18 protein-coding genes are annotated in these 18,283 nt (G+C 38.1%); 6 read left to right on the top strand and 12 right to left on the bottom strand.

The genetic code is table 11. The features are described from left to right. Positions 1-281 precede the first annotated feature (281 nt). Complete coding sequence (locus F4694_RS24510) at positions 282-2,471, bottom strand: DNA topoisomerase III (protein ID WP_179602528.1); 2,190 nt, start codon at positions 2,469-2,471, stop codon at positions 282-284. A 213-nt stretch (positions 2,472-2,684) separates the two neighbouring features. Here F4694_RS24510 and F4694_RS24505 point away from each other — a divergent pair, with 213 nt between their 5' ends. The 4 genes from F4694_RS24505 to F4694_RS24490 all read left to right on the top strand — a co-directional run bounded on the left by F4694_RS24505 (position 2,685) and on the right by F4694_RS24490 (position 7,014). Next, on the top strand, positions 2,685-3,956 hold the full coding sequence (locus tag F4694_RS24505) for an MDR family MFS transporter (protein ID WP_179602527.1): 1,272 nt from the start codon (positions 2,685-2,687) through the stop codon (positions 3,954-3,956). A gap of 670 nt (positions 3,957-4,626) precedes the next feature. Continuing rightward, a complete protein-coding gene (locus F4694_RS24500) occupies positions 4,627-5,859 on the top strand; it encodes an aminopeptidase (RefSeq protein WP_179602526.1) in 1,233 nt (410 codons plus the stop codon). Positions 5,860-5,940: 81 nt separating this feature from the next. Further along, complete coding sequence (gene mscL / locus F4694_RS24495; protein WP_179602525.1) at positions 5,941-6,330, top strand: large conductance mechanosensitive channel protein MscL; 390 nt, start codon at positions 5,941-5,943, stop codon at positions 6,328-6,330. Between the two features lie 48 nt (positions 6,331-6,378). After that, entirely contained in the window at positions 6,379-7,014 is a 636-nt protein-coding gene (locus F4694_RS24490; RefSeq protein WP_179602524.1) for a Bax inhibitor-1/YccA family protein, read from the top strand. A gap of 34 nt (positions 7,015-7,048) precedes the next feature. Here F4694_RS24490 and F4694_RS24485 read toward each other — a convergent pair whose 3' ends face one another. From F4694_RS24485 to safA, 11 genes are all read right to left on the bottom strand, one after another. Beyond that, positions 7,049-7,570 carry an RNA polymerase sigma factor gene (locus tag F4694_RS24485; protein ID WP_179602523.1) on the bottom strand — a complete coding sequence of 174 codons (522 nt, stop codon included), beginning with the start codon at positions 7,568-7,570 and terminating at the stop codon, positions 7,049-7,051. An 88-nt stretch (positions 7,571-7,658) separates the two neighbouring features. Next, positions 7,659-8,987: an oligosaccharide flippase family protein gene (locus tag F4694_RS24480; protein ID WP_179602522.1), complete on the bottom strand. Its 1,329-nt coding sequence runs from the start codon at positions 8,985-8,987 to the stop codon at positions 7,659-7,661. 110 nt (positions 8,988-9,097) lie between these two features. Next, complete coding sequence (locus F4694_RS24475) at positions 9,098-10,843, bottom strand: FTR1 family iron permease (protein WP_179602521.1); 1,746 nt, start codon at positions 10,841-10,843, stop codon at positions 9,098-9,100. Positions 10,844-10,873: 30 nt separating this feature from the next. Beyond that, complete coding sequence (gene efeB / locus F4694_RS24470; protein WP_179602520.1) at positions 10,874-12,160, bottom strand: iron uptake transporter deferrochelatase/peroxidase subunit; 1,287 nt, start codon at positions 12,158-12,160, stop codon at positions 10,874-10,876. Next, positions 12,161-13,009, bottom strand: coding sequence for an iron uptake system protein EfeO (gene efeO, locus F4694_RS24465; protein ID WP_179602519.1), 849 nt, complete (start codon positions 13,007-13,009; stop codon positions 12,161-12,163). A 129-nt stretch (positions 13,010-13,138) separates the two neighbouring features. Continuing rightward, a complete protein-coding gene (locus F4694_RS24460) occupies positions 13,139-13,771 on the bottom strand; it encodes a response regulator (protein WP_179602518.1) in 633 nt (210 codons plus the stop codon). Continuing rightward, a complete protein-coding gene (locus F4694_RS24455; protein ID WP_179602517.1) occupies positions 13,764-14,816 on the bottom strand; it encodes a sensor histidine kinase in 1,053 nt (350 codons plus the stop codon). The genes F4694_RS24460 and F4694_RS24455 overlap by 8 nt, the downstream gene beginning before the upstream one ends. Next, positions 14,813-15,547 carry a cell wall-active antibiotics response protein LiaF gene (gene liaF / locus F4694_RS24450; protein ID WP_179602516.1) on the bottom strand — a complete coding sequence of 245 codons (735 nt, stop codon included), beginning with the start codon at positions 15,545-15,547 and terminating at the stop codon, positions 14,813-14,815. Before liaF ends, F4694_RS24455 begins: the two co-directional genes overlap by 4 nt. Before the next feature lie 281 nt (positions 15,548-15,828). Beyond that, complete coding sequence (locus tag F4694_RS24445; protein ID WP_179602515.1) at positions 15,829-16,473, bottom strand: PspA/IM30 family protein; 645 nt, start codon at positions 16,471-16,473, stop codon at positions 15,829-15,831. Between the two features lie 19 nt (positions 16,474-16,492). Then, entirely contained in the window at positions 16,493-16,840 is a 348-nt protein-coding gene (locus F4694_RS24440) for a lmo0954 family membrane protein (RefSeq protein WP_179602514.1), read from the bottom strand. A gap of 140 nt (positions 16,841-16,980) precedes the next feature. Further along, the gene (gene safA, locus F4694_RS24435; RefSeq protein WP_179602513.1) at positions 16,981-17,595 is read right to left on the bottom strand and encodes a SafA/ExsA family spore coat assembly protein; all 615 of its coding nucleotides are present in this window, start codon (positions 17,593-17,595) and stop codon (positions 16,981-16,983) included. A 95-nt stretch (positions 17,596-17,690) separates the two neighbouring features. Between safA and F4694_RS24430 the strand changes: the two genes are divergently transcribed. Together F4694_RS24430 and F4694_RS24425 are read left to right on the top strand one after the other, a co-directional pair. Continuing rightward, positions 17,691-18,065, top strand: coding sequence for a DUF1360 domain-containing protein (locus F4694_RS24430; RefSeq protein ID WP_179602512.1), 375 nt, complete (start codon positions 17,691-17,693; stop codon positions 18,063-18,065). Between the two features lie 53 nt (positions 18,066-18,118). Then, positions 18,119-18,259, top strand: a complete 141-nt coding sequence (locus F4694_RS24425; RefSeq protein WP_179602511.1) for a hypothetical protein — start codon at positions 18,119-18,121, stop codon at positions 18,257-18,259. The last annotated feature ends 24 nt before the right edge of the window (positions 18,260-18,283 follow it).

Here is an 18,283-nt window from a genome sequence, read left to right as displayed (position 1 = left end):
CCCATAGACGGATCGACCTTCCTTCACTTCTACTATAAAAAAATAGTAGCACAAACCATGGCCTTGGTTTGTGCTACTAATGTTAGTATGTTTAATAACTCGTCCACTTTTTAGACTAATCTAACTCGGGGCTCAACCTGATCCCCCAACCGATAACTGCGGACGTCTTTTATAAGAATACACAAAAAAACGGAACTCTTTGTTTACAATATAGGCTTTATATACAAACGAGTATATAAAGCCCAATTTCTAAAAAATATGGTGTTTGAATGCCCTTCTCCTTACTTCAAATTCAACTTCTTCAACGCATCTGCCAAAGCTGTATTAATCGGCTCTTCTTCCTTGTTTTGGTTTTTCAGATACTTTTGCACCGTTCGTTTATCTACTTTACCGCCAGATTCTTTTTTGCGACGTGCTTCAAATGCGGATAATTTTTCACGATGTCCACATTTACATGCAAAGACTTGACCCTCACCTTCACCACGCAACTCCAGTTTTTTATGGCATTGCGGGCAGCGCGCATTTGTGACTCGCGAAACATTTTTTCGATGTCCACATTCACGGTCTTGGCAGACAAGCATTTTACCTTTTTTCCCATTTACTTCAAGCATTGGTTTTCCACAGTCCGGACAACTTTTTGTAGAGATATTGTCGTGCTTATACTTTTTATTACTCGCTTTAATTTCAGCGACAATTTCTTTTGTATACTTTTTCATTTCACTGATAAAAACATCCTTTTTCAACTTACCCTTAGCAATTTGATCAAGCTTTTGTTCCCACTCAGCAGTCAATACAGGAGATTTTAGTTCTTCAGGTACCAAATCTAACAATTGGCGCCCTTTAGAAGTTAGGTAAATATCTTTGCCTCGCTTTTCGAGTAAAAATGAATTGAACAGCTTTTCAATAATATCAGCTCGTGTCGCCACAGTTCCTAACCCGCCAGTTGATTTTAATGTCTCTGCCAGTTGTTTATCATTGGTTTCCATATATTTCGTTGGATTTTCCATTGCCGTTAGTAATGTTGCCTCATTAAAACGGGCAGGAGGACTCGTTTGACCAGATGTTTGCGCGATTAATTTCAGGTTAAGGATATCGCCTTTTTCGATACGCGGCAAAATCTGTTCCTTTAGATCGTCTGCTCCATCTTCGTCTTCAAAGCGATTCTGGTATACTTCTTTCCATCCAGAGGATAAAATCGTTTTTCCCCTTGCTACAAAGTTTTCTTCGCCGATTTTTGCACGAAGCGTAAGCTGCTCATACTCAAATGCTGGAAATAACACGGCTAAGAATCGTTTTACCACTAAGTCATATATTTTCCGCTCTTTATCTGTGAAGGCTGAGAAGTTGACATAACCTTCTGTTGGAATAATCGCATGGTGATCGGATACTTTGCTGTCATCTACAAAAGATTTCGATACTTTTATTGGCTTACTTAAAATCTTATTGGTTAACGGACGATACTCTCCTACTCCACATGCTCTTAAACGCTCTGGAAGCGTTCCTACAATATCTGAAGAAAGGTAGCGTGAGTCTGTACGAGGATAGGTTAAAACTTTATGCTGCTCGTATAGTTTTTGCATGATATTTAACGTTTCCTTAGCAGAATACCCAAAAATTTTATTCGCATCGCGCTGTAGTTCGGTTAGATCATAAAGCCCAGGAGAAAAGGATTTTTTCTGTTTTTTCTCAATGTCTTTTATTACGGCGTTTTGTTTGCCCAGTTTTTTCACAATCGCGTCGATTTTCTCTTTATCAAAGCTTCGGCTATTTCCGTTTGCATCCTGCCAAGTCAATTTTAAATTGTCTGAGGTTTGCGCTTCGATTCCGTAATACGTTTGAGATTTGAAGTTTTTTATTTCATCCTCCCGTACTGCAATGATTGCTACTGTTGGAGTTTGAACCCGGCCACAATTTAGCTGGGCATTAAAACGGGTTGTTAATGCACGGGTTGCATTCAGCCCTATATACCAATCCGCTTCTGACCGCGCAACAGCAGATTCATATAAATTTTCATATGCTTTGCCCGGCTTCAGGTTGGCAAAGCCATCTTTAATTGCTTTATCCGTAACGGAAGATATCCATAGGCGTTTTGTAGGTTTATTAACCTTTGCCTTAACAAGTATCCATCTTGCAACTAATTCGCCCTCACGACCGCTATCTGTTGCAATAACAATCTCCCCGACATCAGAGCGTTGCAGTTGGCTTTTTACAGCATGAAACTGCTTACTAGATTGCTTAATGACAACAAGCTTTAGCTCATTCGGAAGCATCGGTAAATCTTCTATTTTCCATGATTTATATTTTTCGTCATACACTTCCGGATCTGCAAGGGTAACTAAATGACCTAGTGCCCATGTAACAATATATTTATCTCCTTCTAAAAATCCGTTTCCTTTTTTATGACAATTCAATACCCGTGCTATATCACGAGCGACAGAAGGTTTTTCGGCTATAACTACACTTTTTTTCATTATTAAACATCCTTTCAGTGAACCATTGAATAATAATATAGCATATTATGACTTGAATTACAGAATGGCATTACTTAAATCAAGCTTTGAAAGATTAGGACTAAATACCGGATAGGTACATTCATTTTTACCTATCTTTTTTTCTTGTATTTATCTCTTTGGTGATAGTATGATGGAAAAGCGCTATCGTACATATTGGCTTCGGAGGTACACATGAGGATTAGAGATTGGGATCCAAATTTGAAGGTTCGCTTATTTAGCGAAGCTATGATGAACATTACATTTTGGATGTTCTTTCCTTTTCTGACGATTTATTTCGCAGACGAATTTGGTAAAAGTAAAGCTGGTTTATTATTGGTATTTTCACAGATTTTTTCAGTCATCGCAAACTTAATGGGCGGATACTGTGCCGACCGTTTCGGGCGTAAAAAGATGATGGTTCTCTCAGCCATTGGACAAGGGCTTTCTTTCCTAGTCTTTGCTGTTGCAAGTTCTCCTTGGCTTCAGTCACCCTGGTTGGGATTTATTGCATTCGCAATTGCTGGTGTTTTCGGTTCGTTTTATTGGCCTGCCAGTCAAGCAATGGTGGCAGATGTCGTTGATGAAAAAGATAGAAGCAATGTATTTGCTATTTTCTACACTTCTATTAATATTGCAGTGGTAATTGGTCCTATTTTAGGAGCAATTTTTTATGTAAATTATCGTTTTGAAACGTTACTCTTTGCTGGTTTTGTTTGTATGTTACTTGGCTTAATCTTAGCAAAATGGACTAGGGAAACCGCACCGTTGCAAAAGGTCAATCCATTGGAAGCTGAAGGTAAATGGTACTATTTCCTACAAGAACAGTTAAAAGATTACACATTAATTATAAAAGATAAAACCTTCCTTCTTTTTATCATTGCGGGTGTCTTGGCGGGTCAAACTTTTATGCAATTAGATCTATTATTTCCTGTTTATATGAAAGACGTTATCGATCTTCAGACTCTATTTTCAATAGGTGACTGGTCATTCACGGTTAAGGGGGAGCAGGCTTTTGGTATTGTGCTTGCAGAGAATGGCTTCCTGGTTGCATTGCTAACGGTAGTCATTACGAAATGGATGGGAAGCTATAAAGAACGAAATGTGTTTGTTTTGTCTTCCGTTATATATGCGATTTCGATTGTACTCTTTAGTCAAACTCATTGGATTTGGGGATTTATCATCGCGATGGCTGTATTTACCTTTGCTGAGTTGATGGGAGCCGGAATTCAACAAAGCTTTGTGTCGAAGCTAGCACCTGAGCATATGCGAGGACAATATTTTGCTGCAGCAAGCTTACGTTTTACAATCAGCCGCACGATTGCTCCCTTATCGATTCCATTAACGGTTTTAATTGGGTACGAGTGGACATTTTTTGTACTTTGCCTGCTTGCGCTTGCAAGTGCAGGATTGTATTGGCTAATGTTTTATTCCTTTGAAAAGAAAACTGCATTGGATCCTAATTAGGATCCTTTTTTTGTTTAGACTGTGTTAAATAAGGCTGTTGATTTACGCTCCACTAAGGAATGATTCTTTGAATAATCATCGCAGTGACAGGCGGTCTTTGCCTGTCACGAGGCGCTACGCTTTCCGCGGGCTTGCCCGTGAGCCTCCTCGGTCGTGCCGACCTGCGGGGTCTCACTCAGCTCGTTCATCCCGCAGGACTTTGAATTTACTTCCACGAATAATCACCGCACGAAGAAAATGCGTTAGCATTTTCGAGGATCGAGCGCCTTCCGCTTCAATCAACAGGTTCTAAGATCAATAGTATCCTTTTAACACAGTCTTTGTTCGAAAAATTGTCAATAAATTGTACTAAAATGTTCACATTTTACTGGTTTACAATTATAATTAATTTGTAATCGGTTTCTAATATAAGGATGGTGGTATTGATGGAATTATCTCAATTTATGTCCCCCACTTCATGGTCCGGTATTGTTACATTTTTAGTATTATTTTCAGCGGGAGTTTATTTTAATATAAAAGTATATGGTAGTAAATTAGAGTAGAGATTCACATCCCTACTTATTTTTTTACCTTCTTTTTAAGTGGGCAACATTAAACTGTTATCAGTTTCTTTTTCACCTTAATAGGACTAAAATAAAAAAGGAAGATTCTGAAAAAAGGAGATTAAAATATGAGTGAATTTCAAAGAAACCTTGAGAAATATGCAGAGCTTGCCGTTAAGGTTGGTGTAAATATACAGAAGGGACAAATTTTAGTTATAAATACGACCATAGATGCCGCAGAATTTGTCCGTCTTGTTGTAAAAAGTGCCTATACAGCAGGCGCAGATAACGTAGTAGTAAACTGGACCGACGATGTGGTATCCAGAACCAAATATGAATTAGCACCAGATGAAGCTTTTACTACATATCCTGTATGGCGTGCAAAGGAAATGGAAGACTTTGTTGACCAAGGGGCCGCTTTTATGGCCATTGTTTCTTCAAGCCCTGACTTATTAAAAGGAGTTAATCCGGAACGTATTTCTAATTTCCAAAAGGCGGCAGGAACGGCGCTGGCTAAATACCGTCAAGCAGCACAATCTGATAAAGTCAGCTGGACAGTCATTGCAGCTCCATCTCCTGATTGGGCGGCAAAGGTATTCCCTGACGCACCAAGTAATCAACAAGTTTCATTACTTTGGGACGCCATCTTCAAAGCTGTTCGTGTCGATACAGAAAATCCTGTGGAAGCTTGGAAGAAGCACGATGAAACCTTGCATGAAAAGGTTAATTATCTAAATGAAAAACGCTATCAAAAGCTTCACTATACTGCACCAGGAACAGACTTAACAATCGAACTCCCGCATTACCATCTTTGGGTTGGGGCTGGCAGTGTAAATGAAAAAGGATTGGAATTTATGGCGAATATGCCAACGGAAGAAGTCTTTACTGTTCCTCATCGTGAAGGTGTAAATGGCACCGTTGCAAGCACAAAGCCATTAAGCTACGGTGGAAATATCATTGACCGCTTCTCTGTAACCTTTGAAAACGGAAGAATTGTTGATTATAAGGCGGAAGAAGGTGAGGAGTTCTTAAAGCGTTTAGTTGAAACCGATGAAGGCTCGCATTATCTTGGTGAAGTCGCACTCGTTCCTTTCAACTCACCAATTTCACAATCAAATGTATTATTCTATAATACTTTGTTTGATGAAAATGCCTCAAACCACTTAGCAATCGGAAGCGCTTATGCGTTCTGTATTGAAGGCGGTAAGAAAATGTCTGCTGAAGAACTAAAAGAAAATGGTCTCAATGACAGTATTACACATGTCGATTTCATGATTGGCTCTGAGAATATGGACATCGATGGCATTAAAGCTGATGGAACCAGCGAACCAGTATTTAGAAAAGGCAATTGGGCTTTTTAATGGTATAATAAATGGAGCAGCTTCTTCTGAACGGAGGCTGCTCTTTGCTGATTAAACAGATGAAATACGGAGGTTCTTTTTATGTTAAATGAGTTTAAGAAGTTTGCCATGCGAGGGAATGTGATTGATCTCGCAGTCGGGGTTGTCATTGGTGGAGCATTCGGGAAGATTGTTTCCTCACTGGTTGCAGATATTATTATGCCAATGGTTGCCATGCTCGTGGGAAGGGTTAGTGTTGCGGATTTAGCGTTTGGGGAAGTAAGATATGGGGTATTTCTACAATCTATAATCGATTTCTTAATCATTGCTTTCTCTATATTTATGTTTATTAAATTCCTGTCTCGCTTCAAAAAGAAAGAAGAAGCAGTCAAAGTCGAGGTTAAAATTGACAAGCAAGAAGAACTACTTACTGAAATAAGAGATTTATTAAAAGCCGAAAAAGAATTTTCTAGAAAAAATGAAACATCTTGACCATTTATTCGTATATTCTAGATATAAAATATTATTGGGGTGAAAAAATTGTATACACAAACATCTACTGAATTTTTACCTTCTGTTATCAGGACGTTTGCTCTTTCACTAGCCATTGCGTTTGTTGGGACCATGGCAGGAACCTTTGTACCGCCGGCATTATTTTTACCATTAGCGATCCTTGAATTCGTTTTGTTGATGATTGCCTTTTTCTTTAGACGCAAAAAAGCAATTTCTTATACTTTCCTGTACGTCTTCACTTTTATTTCAGGAATTACGTTGTATCCAATTGTTTCTTATTATGCAATGACAGCCGGAGCAAATGTGGTCTTAATGGCTTTTGGGACTACTACCGTCGTGTTTACGGGAGTAGCCATCTATGCAACAGTATCAAAACGAAATTTCTCCTTTTTAGGCGGATTCCTGTTAGCAGCCTTACTTGCGTTAGTGGCCATTTCTATTTTTAATATTTTCATGCCGCTTAGCTCAACCGGTATGCTGGCATTTTCTTTCATTGGCGTATTGGTTTTTAGCGGTTACGTATTATTTGATTTCAACCGTATGAAGCATTATGGAGTAAGCGCGGAAGAAGTTCCTTTAATGGCACTAAATCTTTACTTAGACTTTATCAATCTATTCGTAAGTATTTTGCGCATCTTCGGAATTCTTTCATCTAGGGATTAACATAATAGAAAGCCGGGACTTCTCTCCCGGCTTTTTATTGTGCAAATGCTTGGAGCTTCGGTCTAAGGTGCTCTTTTCCCCTTTTCATTCTCGTTTTTACTGTAGATATTGGGATATTACTTTTTGTTGATATCTCCAATAAAGTAAGGTCTTTAAAATAATATAGAAAAATAGCAGACTGATATATCTCTGGCAGCGTCTTGACACTTTCAGCCATTTTTCTAACTGAATCTTTATGTAAAAACTCTTCTTCTGGAAGAGGAGGAGCTTCTACTGCCGCAGAATAAGAATACACCTCTTCCTTCCAAAACTGTTTTGTTTTATTTTCTTTTCGCCAATAATCCTTGCATTTATTTCTAGCTATTGTAAATAACCAACTTCTCAACCGTGCAGGTTCCTTAATCGTATGAAAGGCCAAATATGCCGAAACCAAGACCTCCTGATACAAGTCCTCTGAAAGTTCTTTCTGTCTAACTAAGGAAAAAATATAGTTAAAAATGGCTTTCCCATGTTCTTTCACCATAACTTCAAACGAATCAGTCATTTTATCCCGCATTTTTTCAAACCTTCTTTCCTTTTAAAACCTCTTAAACTAATAGACGGAATAAACATGTCCAGCCCCTACACGAACCAGCATCTTTTTCTTAATTATTTTTCTGTATAAGACCTTTCATAAAGATCGAAACACCAATACTTTTACAAATGCTTAAATAATGCATCAATGCCAATAAAACTGAACCTGTATTCATAGCGATAATTACACCGTCCATCCTCCATTCAGGGCGTGATGATAGGACAATGATGATGGCAAAGGAGACAATTGTTGACCAAATACCATGAATAAACGTTTCCTTTATAAGTCCTAAGCCAATTAAAAATGCTTGCATTGGCATCACAAAAAAATGGAATAGAAAAAACGGCCAGAGCATTTGTAAATAACTAGCGGCAGTTGAAGATTCAAAGAATATGGAAGTAAGCTGCGGGGCAAAAACATAGAAAACAACCACGGCTGGCACCCCATAAAGAAATGTAAGCATCATTACTTGTGAAAGCATTTTTTGCAATGTTGAGTAATCTCTATTCGAATACGTTTTCGAGACAGCCGGTATTAAAACAGTCATTAAGGAATGAGCAATGAACGCCGGGAAAAACCCAATTGACGCGGCAACTCCCATTAGCATGCCAAAGTGCTCAGTCGCAATGGTTTCCGACAGCCCAGACCGTACCAATGCCGCCTTTATTAAAAAGGGTTGTATCGCACCTGTCAAAGCGGAGAATAATCGTAACCCTGTCGTTGGTACCGAGACGGCCATTAAATTTTTCCGGACAGCTTTACGATTTAAATTGGAAAAAGGCATTCGTTTAAGCTGCTGAAATTGAATAATTAACATGTAGCATAAATAAAGAAACACAGCAATTTCACTGCCAATGAATGAAGCAATTGCAATGAGTACCGAGGCCTCTGAGTCAAATTGGAAGAAACGAAATAACAGAAATAATAAAACTAGCTGTATTGATTTTCTTATGAAATTAGCAATGGCGATTTTTCCCATATGGTGCCGGCCCATAAAATACCCCCGTGCTACTGAGGTAAAGGAAATGACAGGCACAAGCAGAATAATGAGCCATCGTGTATAAGGATGGTATCCATCAAAAACTGAAATAAATGGAATAAGTACCATAGCGACAACCAAGAGGATACTCGTAAAGATAATGGTAATCGTAATGGCATGATAAAGGATATTTCGATGAAATCGATCTTCTTTTTCAGCAACGAACTTTGATATGGAAACCGGAAGTTCAAAGCTTGATAAGAGGACGAGCAAATAAATGGATGGAAGGATCGACATATATAAACCTAATCCATGCTTGCCCAATTCTTTTGCTAGAATTAAATTGACTAAGAACTCTACACCTTCCCCTAAAAAGGCGGATAAGGCTAAAAATAATATTCCTTTGTAAAAGATAGCCATAACGAACTCCCCTTTAAAACAATCTCACTTTTATAAACCTATGAGACAAGTTCTTTGAATAGTAGGAAGAAATGAAAAAAGCAAAAAAAAAAAAGAGCACTTGGCCCTTTCTAAACATTGTTTGTTATCGTCTGTTTTCTAACTACCCAAGTCATAATGAAAATAACAACAACTAATAATAGTTGTGGTAATGTAGTTTCCCATGTTGGGTACAATCCAATCCAATCCACAAACGGGAAGTTAATAACAGTACTCGTCGAAAAAACCTTAGAAACCTGTAAAGCGTGGATACTTATTCCGAGCATTTTAAAGGCTAAGAAATAAATTACAAAGGTTGCCACTTTAAAAAATACATGAATAGGAATTTTTACACTGTAATAAATAATCCCAAAGCCTAAAATAGCTAAAATGATTACGGCTAGAACAATCCCGATAACAAGTTGCTGCACGCTTATATACGGTGTTATTCCAGTGTAAAAAATAATCGTCTCGGCTCCTTCACGGAATACCGAAAGAAAACTGATAACGGCAAATGAAAAGATGCTTCCTTTTGCAATTGCTTGCTGCATCTGCTGCTTTACATACTTATTCCAATTTTCAATACTTGATTTCTTATGAAGCCACGCTCCAACCGATATCATCATAACCACAGCCAATATACCGATTATTCCCTCAATATATTCTCGACTGGAAGCTGCAGTAATCTTGGAAAAAATAATATTGATAAGAACTGCAAGTAAGGCACTTGCTAAGATTCCACCAGCCACTCCTATCCAAATCCATTTTTGTTGAGGTGACTGACCCATTTTCTTTAGAAATGCCAGTAAGGTTGCAATGATTAATAATCCTTCTAACCCTTCCCTTAATAAAATAAGCGCAGAATCCCAAAATGAATAATTGGTTTTAGTAATCAATGGCTCTAATTTCGTATTTAAATCCTTTACTATAGCCAATGCCTTTGGACCATTTACCTTATCAGAACTTAGAATACTAATAGCTGTTGGAATTTTTGTTTCAATCTCACTATATAACTTACTGTCTCTTGTTTGTACTTCCCCTTCAACCATTGGCCATATGTTAAGGATTTCATCTAAATCCTGAGTAGAACTCTTATAATCCTTATTGGCAATCTCTTCTTCTGCCTTCTTTAATAGTGTGGAAACATCTGTTAAAGAAAAATCACCTTTAACCTGCTTCGAAAATTTACCGTTTAGAAAGTTCTCCACTTCTTGTGTTAGTTTATCTACGTTCGTTTCAGCCTTCTTTAGATCCGCAGGATTTTGGGTAATTGAAATTCGGATTAATGCCGTGTATCTTTCAATATTCCCATAAGAAGCAATACTGGCATCATGAACCATTTTTTCCGAAGCATTCCATTGATCCATTAGTGTTTGATACTGAATCTTTATATTAGCTGCATCCCCATCCAAGATAGATTCCTTCAGCTTCTCTAGGAGCGGCAGCAATTTTTCTACTTGTACTGTTTGTTTTGTTCGGTCTACAGGATTTTGTTCTTTATCATACTTCACCAGGGAACTTGATAAGGCTGAGAGACTACTAGAAAGAGTCTCCTTTTCTACATTCCTTTTTGCTAGTAAACTTTGTACCTTTTCCAACTCTTGATCAACCGATTTTGCCTGTTCACTAGTAGTATTCTTAATTTTTATCCATTCTTTAGAAAACTGTTCCATGTTATTCGAAACCGTTTCCTGATCGCCTGATTTTACTTTCATTAAACTATCCCCAAGCAAGACAAACAGCTCGTCATGATTTTCTGCTGCCACAACATGGTGCGCAGTTTGAAAAAAAATAAATAAAGATAAAAATAATATGAAGGGCTTCCATGACATTTGCATTGATCTCTCTCCTCTATAAAAGGAAAAACATTACGTAAATAGTGTCTCTCCTATAAAACCTCCATTTTTCGTTCCTGGTAAACAGGCGAAAAGGGCGCTTCCTCGATGTGAAATATATTCATTCAACTTATCCATACTTGAAAGTCTCTTTTGGATTGGAATGAATTGTTTACTTGGTGAACGTTGGAAACTTAAGAAAAGCAGACCTGCATCAAAGCTCCCGGTCTTCAAATCCATACCATTTGAGTAAGAATACCCCCTGCGGAGAATTTGCTGCGATCCATCTCCATGTGACAGTCGAACATGCGAATCCACAGGGATCGTATCTTCTCCGTTTGGTTGTTTGTGATGAATATCAAGTTTATCAAATTCATTTTTTTGTCCAAAAGGTGCACCAGTGTCACGATATCTTCCAAAAGTATTTTCTTGTTCTTTTAGATTGGTACGATCCCAGACTTCAATAAACATTTGGATTCTTCGTACAACAAGATAACTGCCGTTCTGAAGCCAATTCGGTCCATCACCTGGCTGAACCCAAACATGTTCATTCATCTGTTTTTCACTTTTTACATCAGGGTTGACCGTTCCATCCTTGAAACCAAACAGGTTCCTAGGTGTTCCTTCTTTTGCATCTGCCTGCTTCGTTCGCTGAAATCCTGGCTGTGCCCATCTTAAAACAGCCTTTCCCCTAGCAATTCGAATTAGGTTTCTTACAGCATGAAATGCCACTTGCATATCGTCCGCACATGCTTGAATACATAGATCTCCACCAGTCCATTCCTCTTCTAATGCATCTAATGAAAATGCGGGAAGGTCTACTAATTCCTTAGGTTGCTTAAGTTTTAAGCCAAAGCGGTCTTGGTTGTCCTTTACAAAAAGACTTGGGCCGACTCCGAAAGTAATCGTTAAATTAGAGGCAGATAATCCTTCCGCCTCTCCCGTATCTTTTGGCGGAAGAAATTCATTACTAGTTAGTTCTCCGATTGGTTTGCCCTCAGACATTAATGCGGAGGCATGCGTCCATTCTTTGAAAAGCGTTATTAAATCATTTTTCCTAGAAGTTGTCACATCTAAGGCAGCAAAATAAACATGGTTTTGTGGTTTTGTCGTAATTCCACTTTGATGCTTACCATAAAATGAAACAACATCCTTTGCGCTTGAGGCCTTTCCTTCTGTAATAGACAACATGCTTCCTATTCCGGATGCACCAATTAGAATCCCAACACCGCCAACTCCAGCAGTTTTCAACATATCCCTACGTGAAACCTTCTTCACGCCAAGAGATTCCTCTTCAATGAAGTACTCCTTCTTAGACATCTATAATGCCTCCGTTACAATTCCGATTTGAGAGAGTGGTTCTGCAAGCGCATCAATGGCTTGACTAAGTTCCTTTACCTCAGCTTCTGACAAATCCGTATAAATCTTGTATCCTCCATCAATTTTATGTTTATTTAATAAGCTAAAAACCTCATCAAAGCGGGTTTGAATTTCCGTAGAAAGGTCCTTATTCTTTTCCTTTAAAGCAGGATTTAAAAGTTGAAAAATTTTGTCCGCACCTTCTACATTTGCAGCAAAATCAAATAAATCAGTATGAGAATAGCGATCCTCTTCCCCCGTCACTTTTGAAGTGGATACTTCATTTAAGAGGTCTACCGCCCCTGTAATTAATAGGTCAGGTGTGACTTCGACTGTATCTACCTTTGCTCGTAAAAGATTTACGTCTTTCATCAGCTGCTCTGCATATTGTTCATAACCAGTAGTTGTGTTTTCAACCCATAACCCTTTTTCAATACGGTGGTAGCCTCCCCACTCAGCCTCTGGGACATCGCCTTCGCGCGCATCAATTTTCGGATCAAGATCTCCAAATACTTCAGCTATCGGTTCTGCACGCTCATAGTGCACTCTTGAGGTGGCATATAGTGCTTTAGCATTATCAACATCTCCATTTTTAACTGCCGTTGTAAATGCTTCCGTTGCCTTTACAAATTCTTCAATTTCTCCTATAGCATACTTACGGTATTCATCCGTTACTCCAGAGAGTGAATCAGATTTAATATTCTTTGTTTCTTTTACCGTCTCTTTAGCTGAGTTTTCATCTGAATTAGCACAACCAAATAATAGACTGCTAGACAATAACAAACTTCCTGTAACTTTTAATAATTTCATATCTACATATCCCCCATTAACACTAATAATGATAATCATTCTCACCATTATCATATCAGCAAATGATAATGGTTTTCAATAGCTAATTAAAAAAACTTTCCAACTATTCAGGTTGGAAAGTTTTTAGAGTTATTTTATTAATGAGTGTTTAAAAGCATATATGACTGCCTGTGTTCGGTCTTGGACGTTAAGTTTACTTAGTATATTACTGACATGGGTTTTTACCGTTTTCAATGCAATATATAGTTCATCAGCAATGTCCTGGTTCGTTTTACCCTCTGCCATTAACATTAATATTTCCATTTCGCGGCTGGTTAGTTCTTCATGTGGCTGATGCTTTTGTTTCTGGCGCATTTTAACCATCATTTTTCCTGTTACTTCAGGCTCAAGAACGGACTGTCCATGATATGTAGCGCGAACAGCATTGGCAATTTCATCTGCTTTTGACGTTTTTAGCATATAACTAGTAGCACCGGCTTCTAATGCAGGGTAAACCTTTTCATCATCCAAAAAGCTGGTGACAATGATTACTTTTGCCTCTGGCCATTTTTCGATGATTTGCTTTGTTGCCTCGATCCCGTCCATTTCCTTCATGACTAAATCCATTAAAATAATATCAGGTCTGAGCTCAAGGGCCAATTCCACGCCCTTTTTTCCATCAGCAGCCTCACCCACTACTTGAATGTCTGGCTGTGCGGATAAAAAAGCGGAGACTCCAATTCTCACCATCTCATGATCATCAACAAATACTACTCTAATCATTTACACCATCTCCATTTGTCATAACAGGTACCTTCACTTCAAGCCTTGTACCTTTACTCTTTACACTAATTACCTTTAAAGTGCCGCCAACCTCTAGCGCCCTCTCATGCATATTCTGCATTCCATATGATCCAGCCTTTTTTGTTTCAACTTCAAAACCTACCCCGTCATCAACAATTCTTAAAATGACAAGGTCATCCCGCTTTATCAATAAAACCTCAAGTTTATTTGCTTTGGAATGCCGAAGTGTATTGGATACAGACTCTTGGAGGATCCGGAAAAGATGATCCTCAATACCTTTATCAAGTGGAAATGCTTCTACTTTCCACTTAATTTCCATTGTTACTTTCTGTGATAATTCGATTAATAACTCTTCAATTCCTTCTTGAAGCGTTTTATTTTTTAACGCAACTGGACGCAAATGAAGAAGCAGGGCACGCATTTCAAGTTGTGATTGGTGAATCATTTCCTCCACCATTTTCAACTGTTTAGCTTCCCTATCCTCTTCATTTGCACCTTGTCGAGTTGTATTGATGGCCGACATCATCATCGAAGCAGCAAATAATTGCTGACTGACGGAATCATGTAACTCGCGGGCGAGCCGGTTTCGTTCTTGTTCAATGATTTCTTGAATCCTCGCTTCCTGATCTTCAACCTTTTCTGTAGCCAGTCGTTGTGAAAGTTTGGCTTGTTCCGACATTTGCCTGCCAATTCTATCAATTTGTTCCGCTATACTCTGCATTTCCGAAATGGCTTGCTTTTCGTCAGAACCAATTTGCTTCCCTTGCTCTAACTGGTGCAATGAATGCTCGACACCCTGGAACTGTCTTCTCCAGTATATACCTGAAAAAACGCCCAATAGTATACCAGTAGCAATGCTGAATGCCGGAATAAATATGATAAATGGAATATCCATAAATTGCCGGTTCCAAAGTTCAGACCAGTCTGAAATCGGAAAAACAATGAAAAAGGCAGCGGCAACAACGATAGCAATCATGATTGAAGAAGCGATATTCCATACAACCTGTCTTTGGATTGTGCTCATATCCGGCTCACCTCTAAATTGCCCACCAACAACGAGGTAAAGATTTTAATCTTTTGCTCTGCATGGTCATAGTCTGCTGTCTTAAGGTGGAAAGCTTGGTTAAAAACCTGAGCTTGATGATTTTCTAGAACCGTTGTGGCACCAATAACAGATGAGTGATGAACGCTTACTTCTATTTCATAAGGTATTTGGATTTGGATATTGCCAATAACATTTCGGATAAAGATAATCGTTTCACCCTTCGGTAAAACTGTATAACTTAAATCGATTATTGTATCTCCAATACCAGATTGGATGTTAATGTCATTCCATTCATAAACACTGCTTGGGGTTTTTTGCTGCCCGAAAAATATATTCTCAAAGAGCGGCTTGGTCTTAATCAGTGTCTCTTCTTGCAGAGCATGCTCTGATTCTTTGATATCTAGTGCAATCTTATTTGGATTCTTTTTGGAGTTAGTATATTGAATGATAAAATGTATGAGTATTGCAAGCAGTAAAAATCTAAAGGTCATCATGCTAAACACATGGATGATGAATGAAATTATACCCGCGAAGAAAAGAAACTTACCAAATTTTTTTCCAGTTCTTTTTCGACCTAAATAGATCATTCCACAAGAAAATAAAAGGGAGAAAACAAGACCACTGTTAAAAAATAAAACCTCTAGCAAAAGAACGACAACCCCAATGATAACAAGCCATTCTGTATAATTATTCTTTGTATTTTTAAACATCTGGCCACCCTCCCCTTCATTTTAATCATGTTTGATAGTTAGGCCAAAAAGGTGCATAAGGCTGCACCTTTATAGAATACCATGTTTTATTTAGTCTATGTTCGTAAAGATTGTTGTAAAAATCTTAAAGCCGAATTTAACGTGGTAAAAGTTATTTTGCACTTCGGATTATAGTTTGCTGGCTCTTTTCTTATCAAATTTATTCTATTTCTTGCGGTTACTTAGTACAACCATTTTTTTGTTCCTAAAATCAACAAAGTTTAAGAAAAGAGCCTTTGTTATTAAATAGACTTGCTTTCTTCTAATTTCAGTTCTTTTTCTAGTTGTGCAATTTTGGCATCAATCGTATCGCGGTAATATGAACTTTTTGCTTGATGATCTAAACGATCCAAGTAAGAATCAATTTCTTGAAACCGTGCGTTTGCATTGCCAGCAGTATGATTTGAGTCCAATACTTGATTCATTCGATGATTGGCACGGGTCACATTCTCACGACCCATTAATTCCAATCGACGGATTTGCATATCTTTTAACTTATGTTTCATTTCCTCATATTTTCTTTCTAATTCACCAAGCTGACCTTTCACTTGCTCTAGTGAAGCCCCCAGACGTTCGACACGGCTTGAGTATTGCTGATGTTCTGCCGCAGCAAATTCATACAGCTCAGTTTCACCCGCTTTAGAAGCAATCTCCGCCTGATATTTCCTCTTTTCTGCTAATTCCACTGCTTGAGAATATTCTCTCGTGAATTCATCTTTTAATGCGTATTGCCGTTCCACAAGCTTTCTAACTTTCTCAGTCTCTTGTTCACATTGACGAAGATATTGATTAAGCAGGGAAATTGGATTTTGCTTTTCTTTTTGATCAACCGCAGCATGTAAATCCGCCATAATCGTATCTTTAATTCTTGTTAATAGGTTTGTCATTTTTATATCTCTCCTTCGATTAGTTTTTATTTAATTCATTCCATTGTTTTTCGAAATTTACAAAAGGGTCAGACTCCTCTTTTACAACAGTCTTTTTACTGCTATTCCAGTTTTTATAAACCAGATAAAGTACATAGGCAGCAACAACACCAATAATAGCAGGAGCGTTATGAATAGAAGCCATTAGGACAAAAAAACCGATTATCCCGAGAACAATTTTACCTCCGGTCGATTCAGCCTTTAAGAACTGTTTGAAAATGAAGTACAGTGCAGCAAAACCAACCAGTAATCCTACCATCGGACCTATTGATGAAAGTAAAATCATTGCTGCTATTCCGCCAGCTATAAGTAACCCAAACTTTTTCATTTTGTTTCCTCCTTTCTTTATCTTGATTTCATCTTACCTCTATTCCAAATTTCTCATAACGAACCAGCGCTTTATTTTCATATCAGTCTCAAGACGTAGAAAGAGTCAGTCCCTTGTGCAGGAACTGACCCTTCTTGTGGTTATTTAGAGATAAACATCTGTGTCCAATAATGTCTTTGGGATCCGCCTTGTGCGTATCCAACACCAATATGAGTATAATTTGTGCTTAATATATTGGCACGGTGACCTGGGCTATTCATCCATGCCCGGACAACTTCCTGTGCAGTTGTTTGCCCTGCTGCTATATTTTCACCTGCAGAGCGATAAGAAATTCCAAAGTTCTTCATCATGGTAAATGGACTGCCGTATGTCGGACTAGTGTGACTGAAATAGTTTTTATCCCTCATGTCCACCGATTTATAACGCGCAACTCTGGAAAGCTCCCAGTCTGGAGTTAATGCTTTTAAACCGCTTTTGGCTCGTTCTTGATTCGTTAGTTGAACGACCTGGCTTTCAATATTTTTGGTGGCATCATAACTAGGAATTGTAACCTTATTCCCTGGGTAAATCAGGTTAGGGTTCTTAAATTGGGGATTCGCTGAGATAATTTCAGAGATCCCGACTTGGTAACGAACTGCAATTTTCCAAAGTGTGTCCCCTGGTTGAACGGTGTAAATTTGCTGGGCAAACGACACATTTGGAATGCTAATTAGTGATAGTAAAAACAGTAAACTTATCCAAAATGATTTTTTCATTTTTACGCCTCCTCGGATATATATTTTTGATTTCAGGTTCAAAATATACAGAGTGTCCAACTAAAATTTTTTATGTAAAGTTCGGAGGAAAAAGTGTGAGAGACATTTCGTGGATTACCTATGTCATGTTAATTTTGGCAAGCTATCGGTTAACCCATTTAATTGTTTTTGATAAAATTACGGAATTTATCCGGAAGCCATTTATGAAGAAAATTAAAGTAGAGACCAATCATGGAGTCGAAACGAAGGAAGTGCCAAAAGGCATGTTTGGGTATTTATTGAAATGTTATTGGTGTGCCGGAGTTTGGAGCGCCATATTACTTGGAGGCGGATATTTACTTTTTCCCCGGGTAACGTTTGTAATCATTTTGATATTTTCCATCGCAGGCGGTCAATCCATCATTGAAACCTTTGTTGGAGTAAACATTAAGAAGGTAGATTATTACGCAGACTTAGAAAAGAAAAAATAAATATAATAGAACGCTCCCCCTTTTGCATAAACATTAGAAAAGGGGGGATTTGAATGGCTGGATGGTGGGTTACTGCCATTGGGTTTATCATTTGTCTTGGTATTGTTGGGGGTACATTGGTTTATTTTTTAAGAGGGACGCTTAACTCTGAAGACTCCACCCGTATTGACCCTGTAAAAAAAGAAATGGAATAATCAATAACAATAATGCGAAGAACC

The sequence above is a fragment of the Neobacillus driksii genome (genome assembly GCF_013409995.1).
GTDB lineage: Bacteria > Bacillota > Bacilli > Bacillales > Cytobacillaceae > Neobacillus > Neobacillus driksii.
The sequence above is the reverse complement of the archived record's forward strand: the minus strand, read 5'-3'. Positions and strand labels throughout refer to the sequence as shown.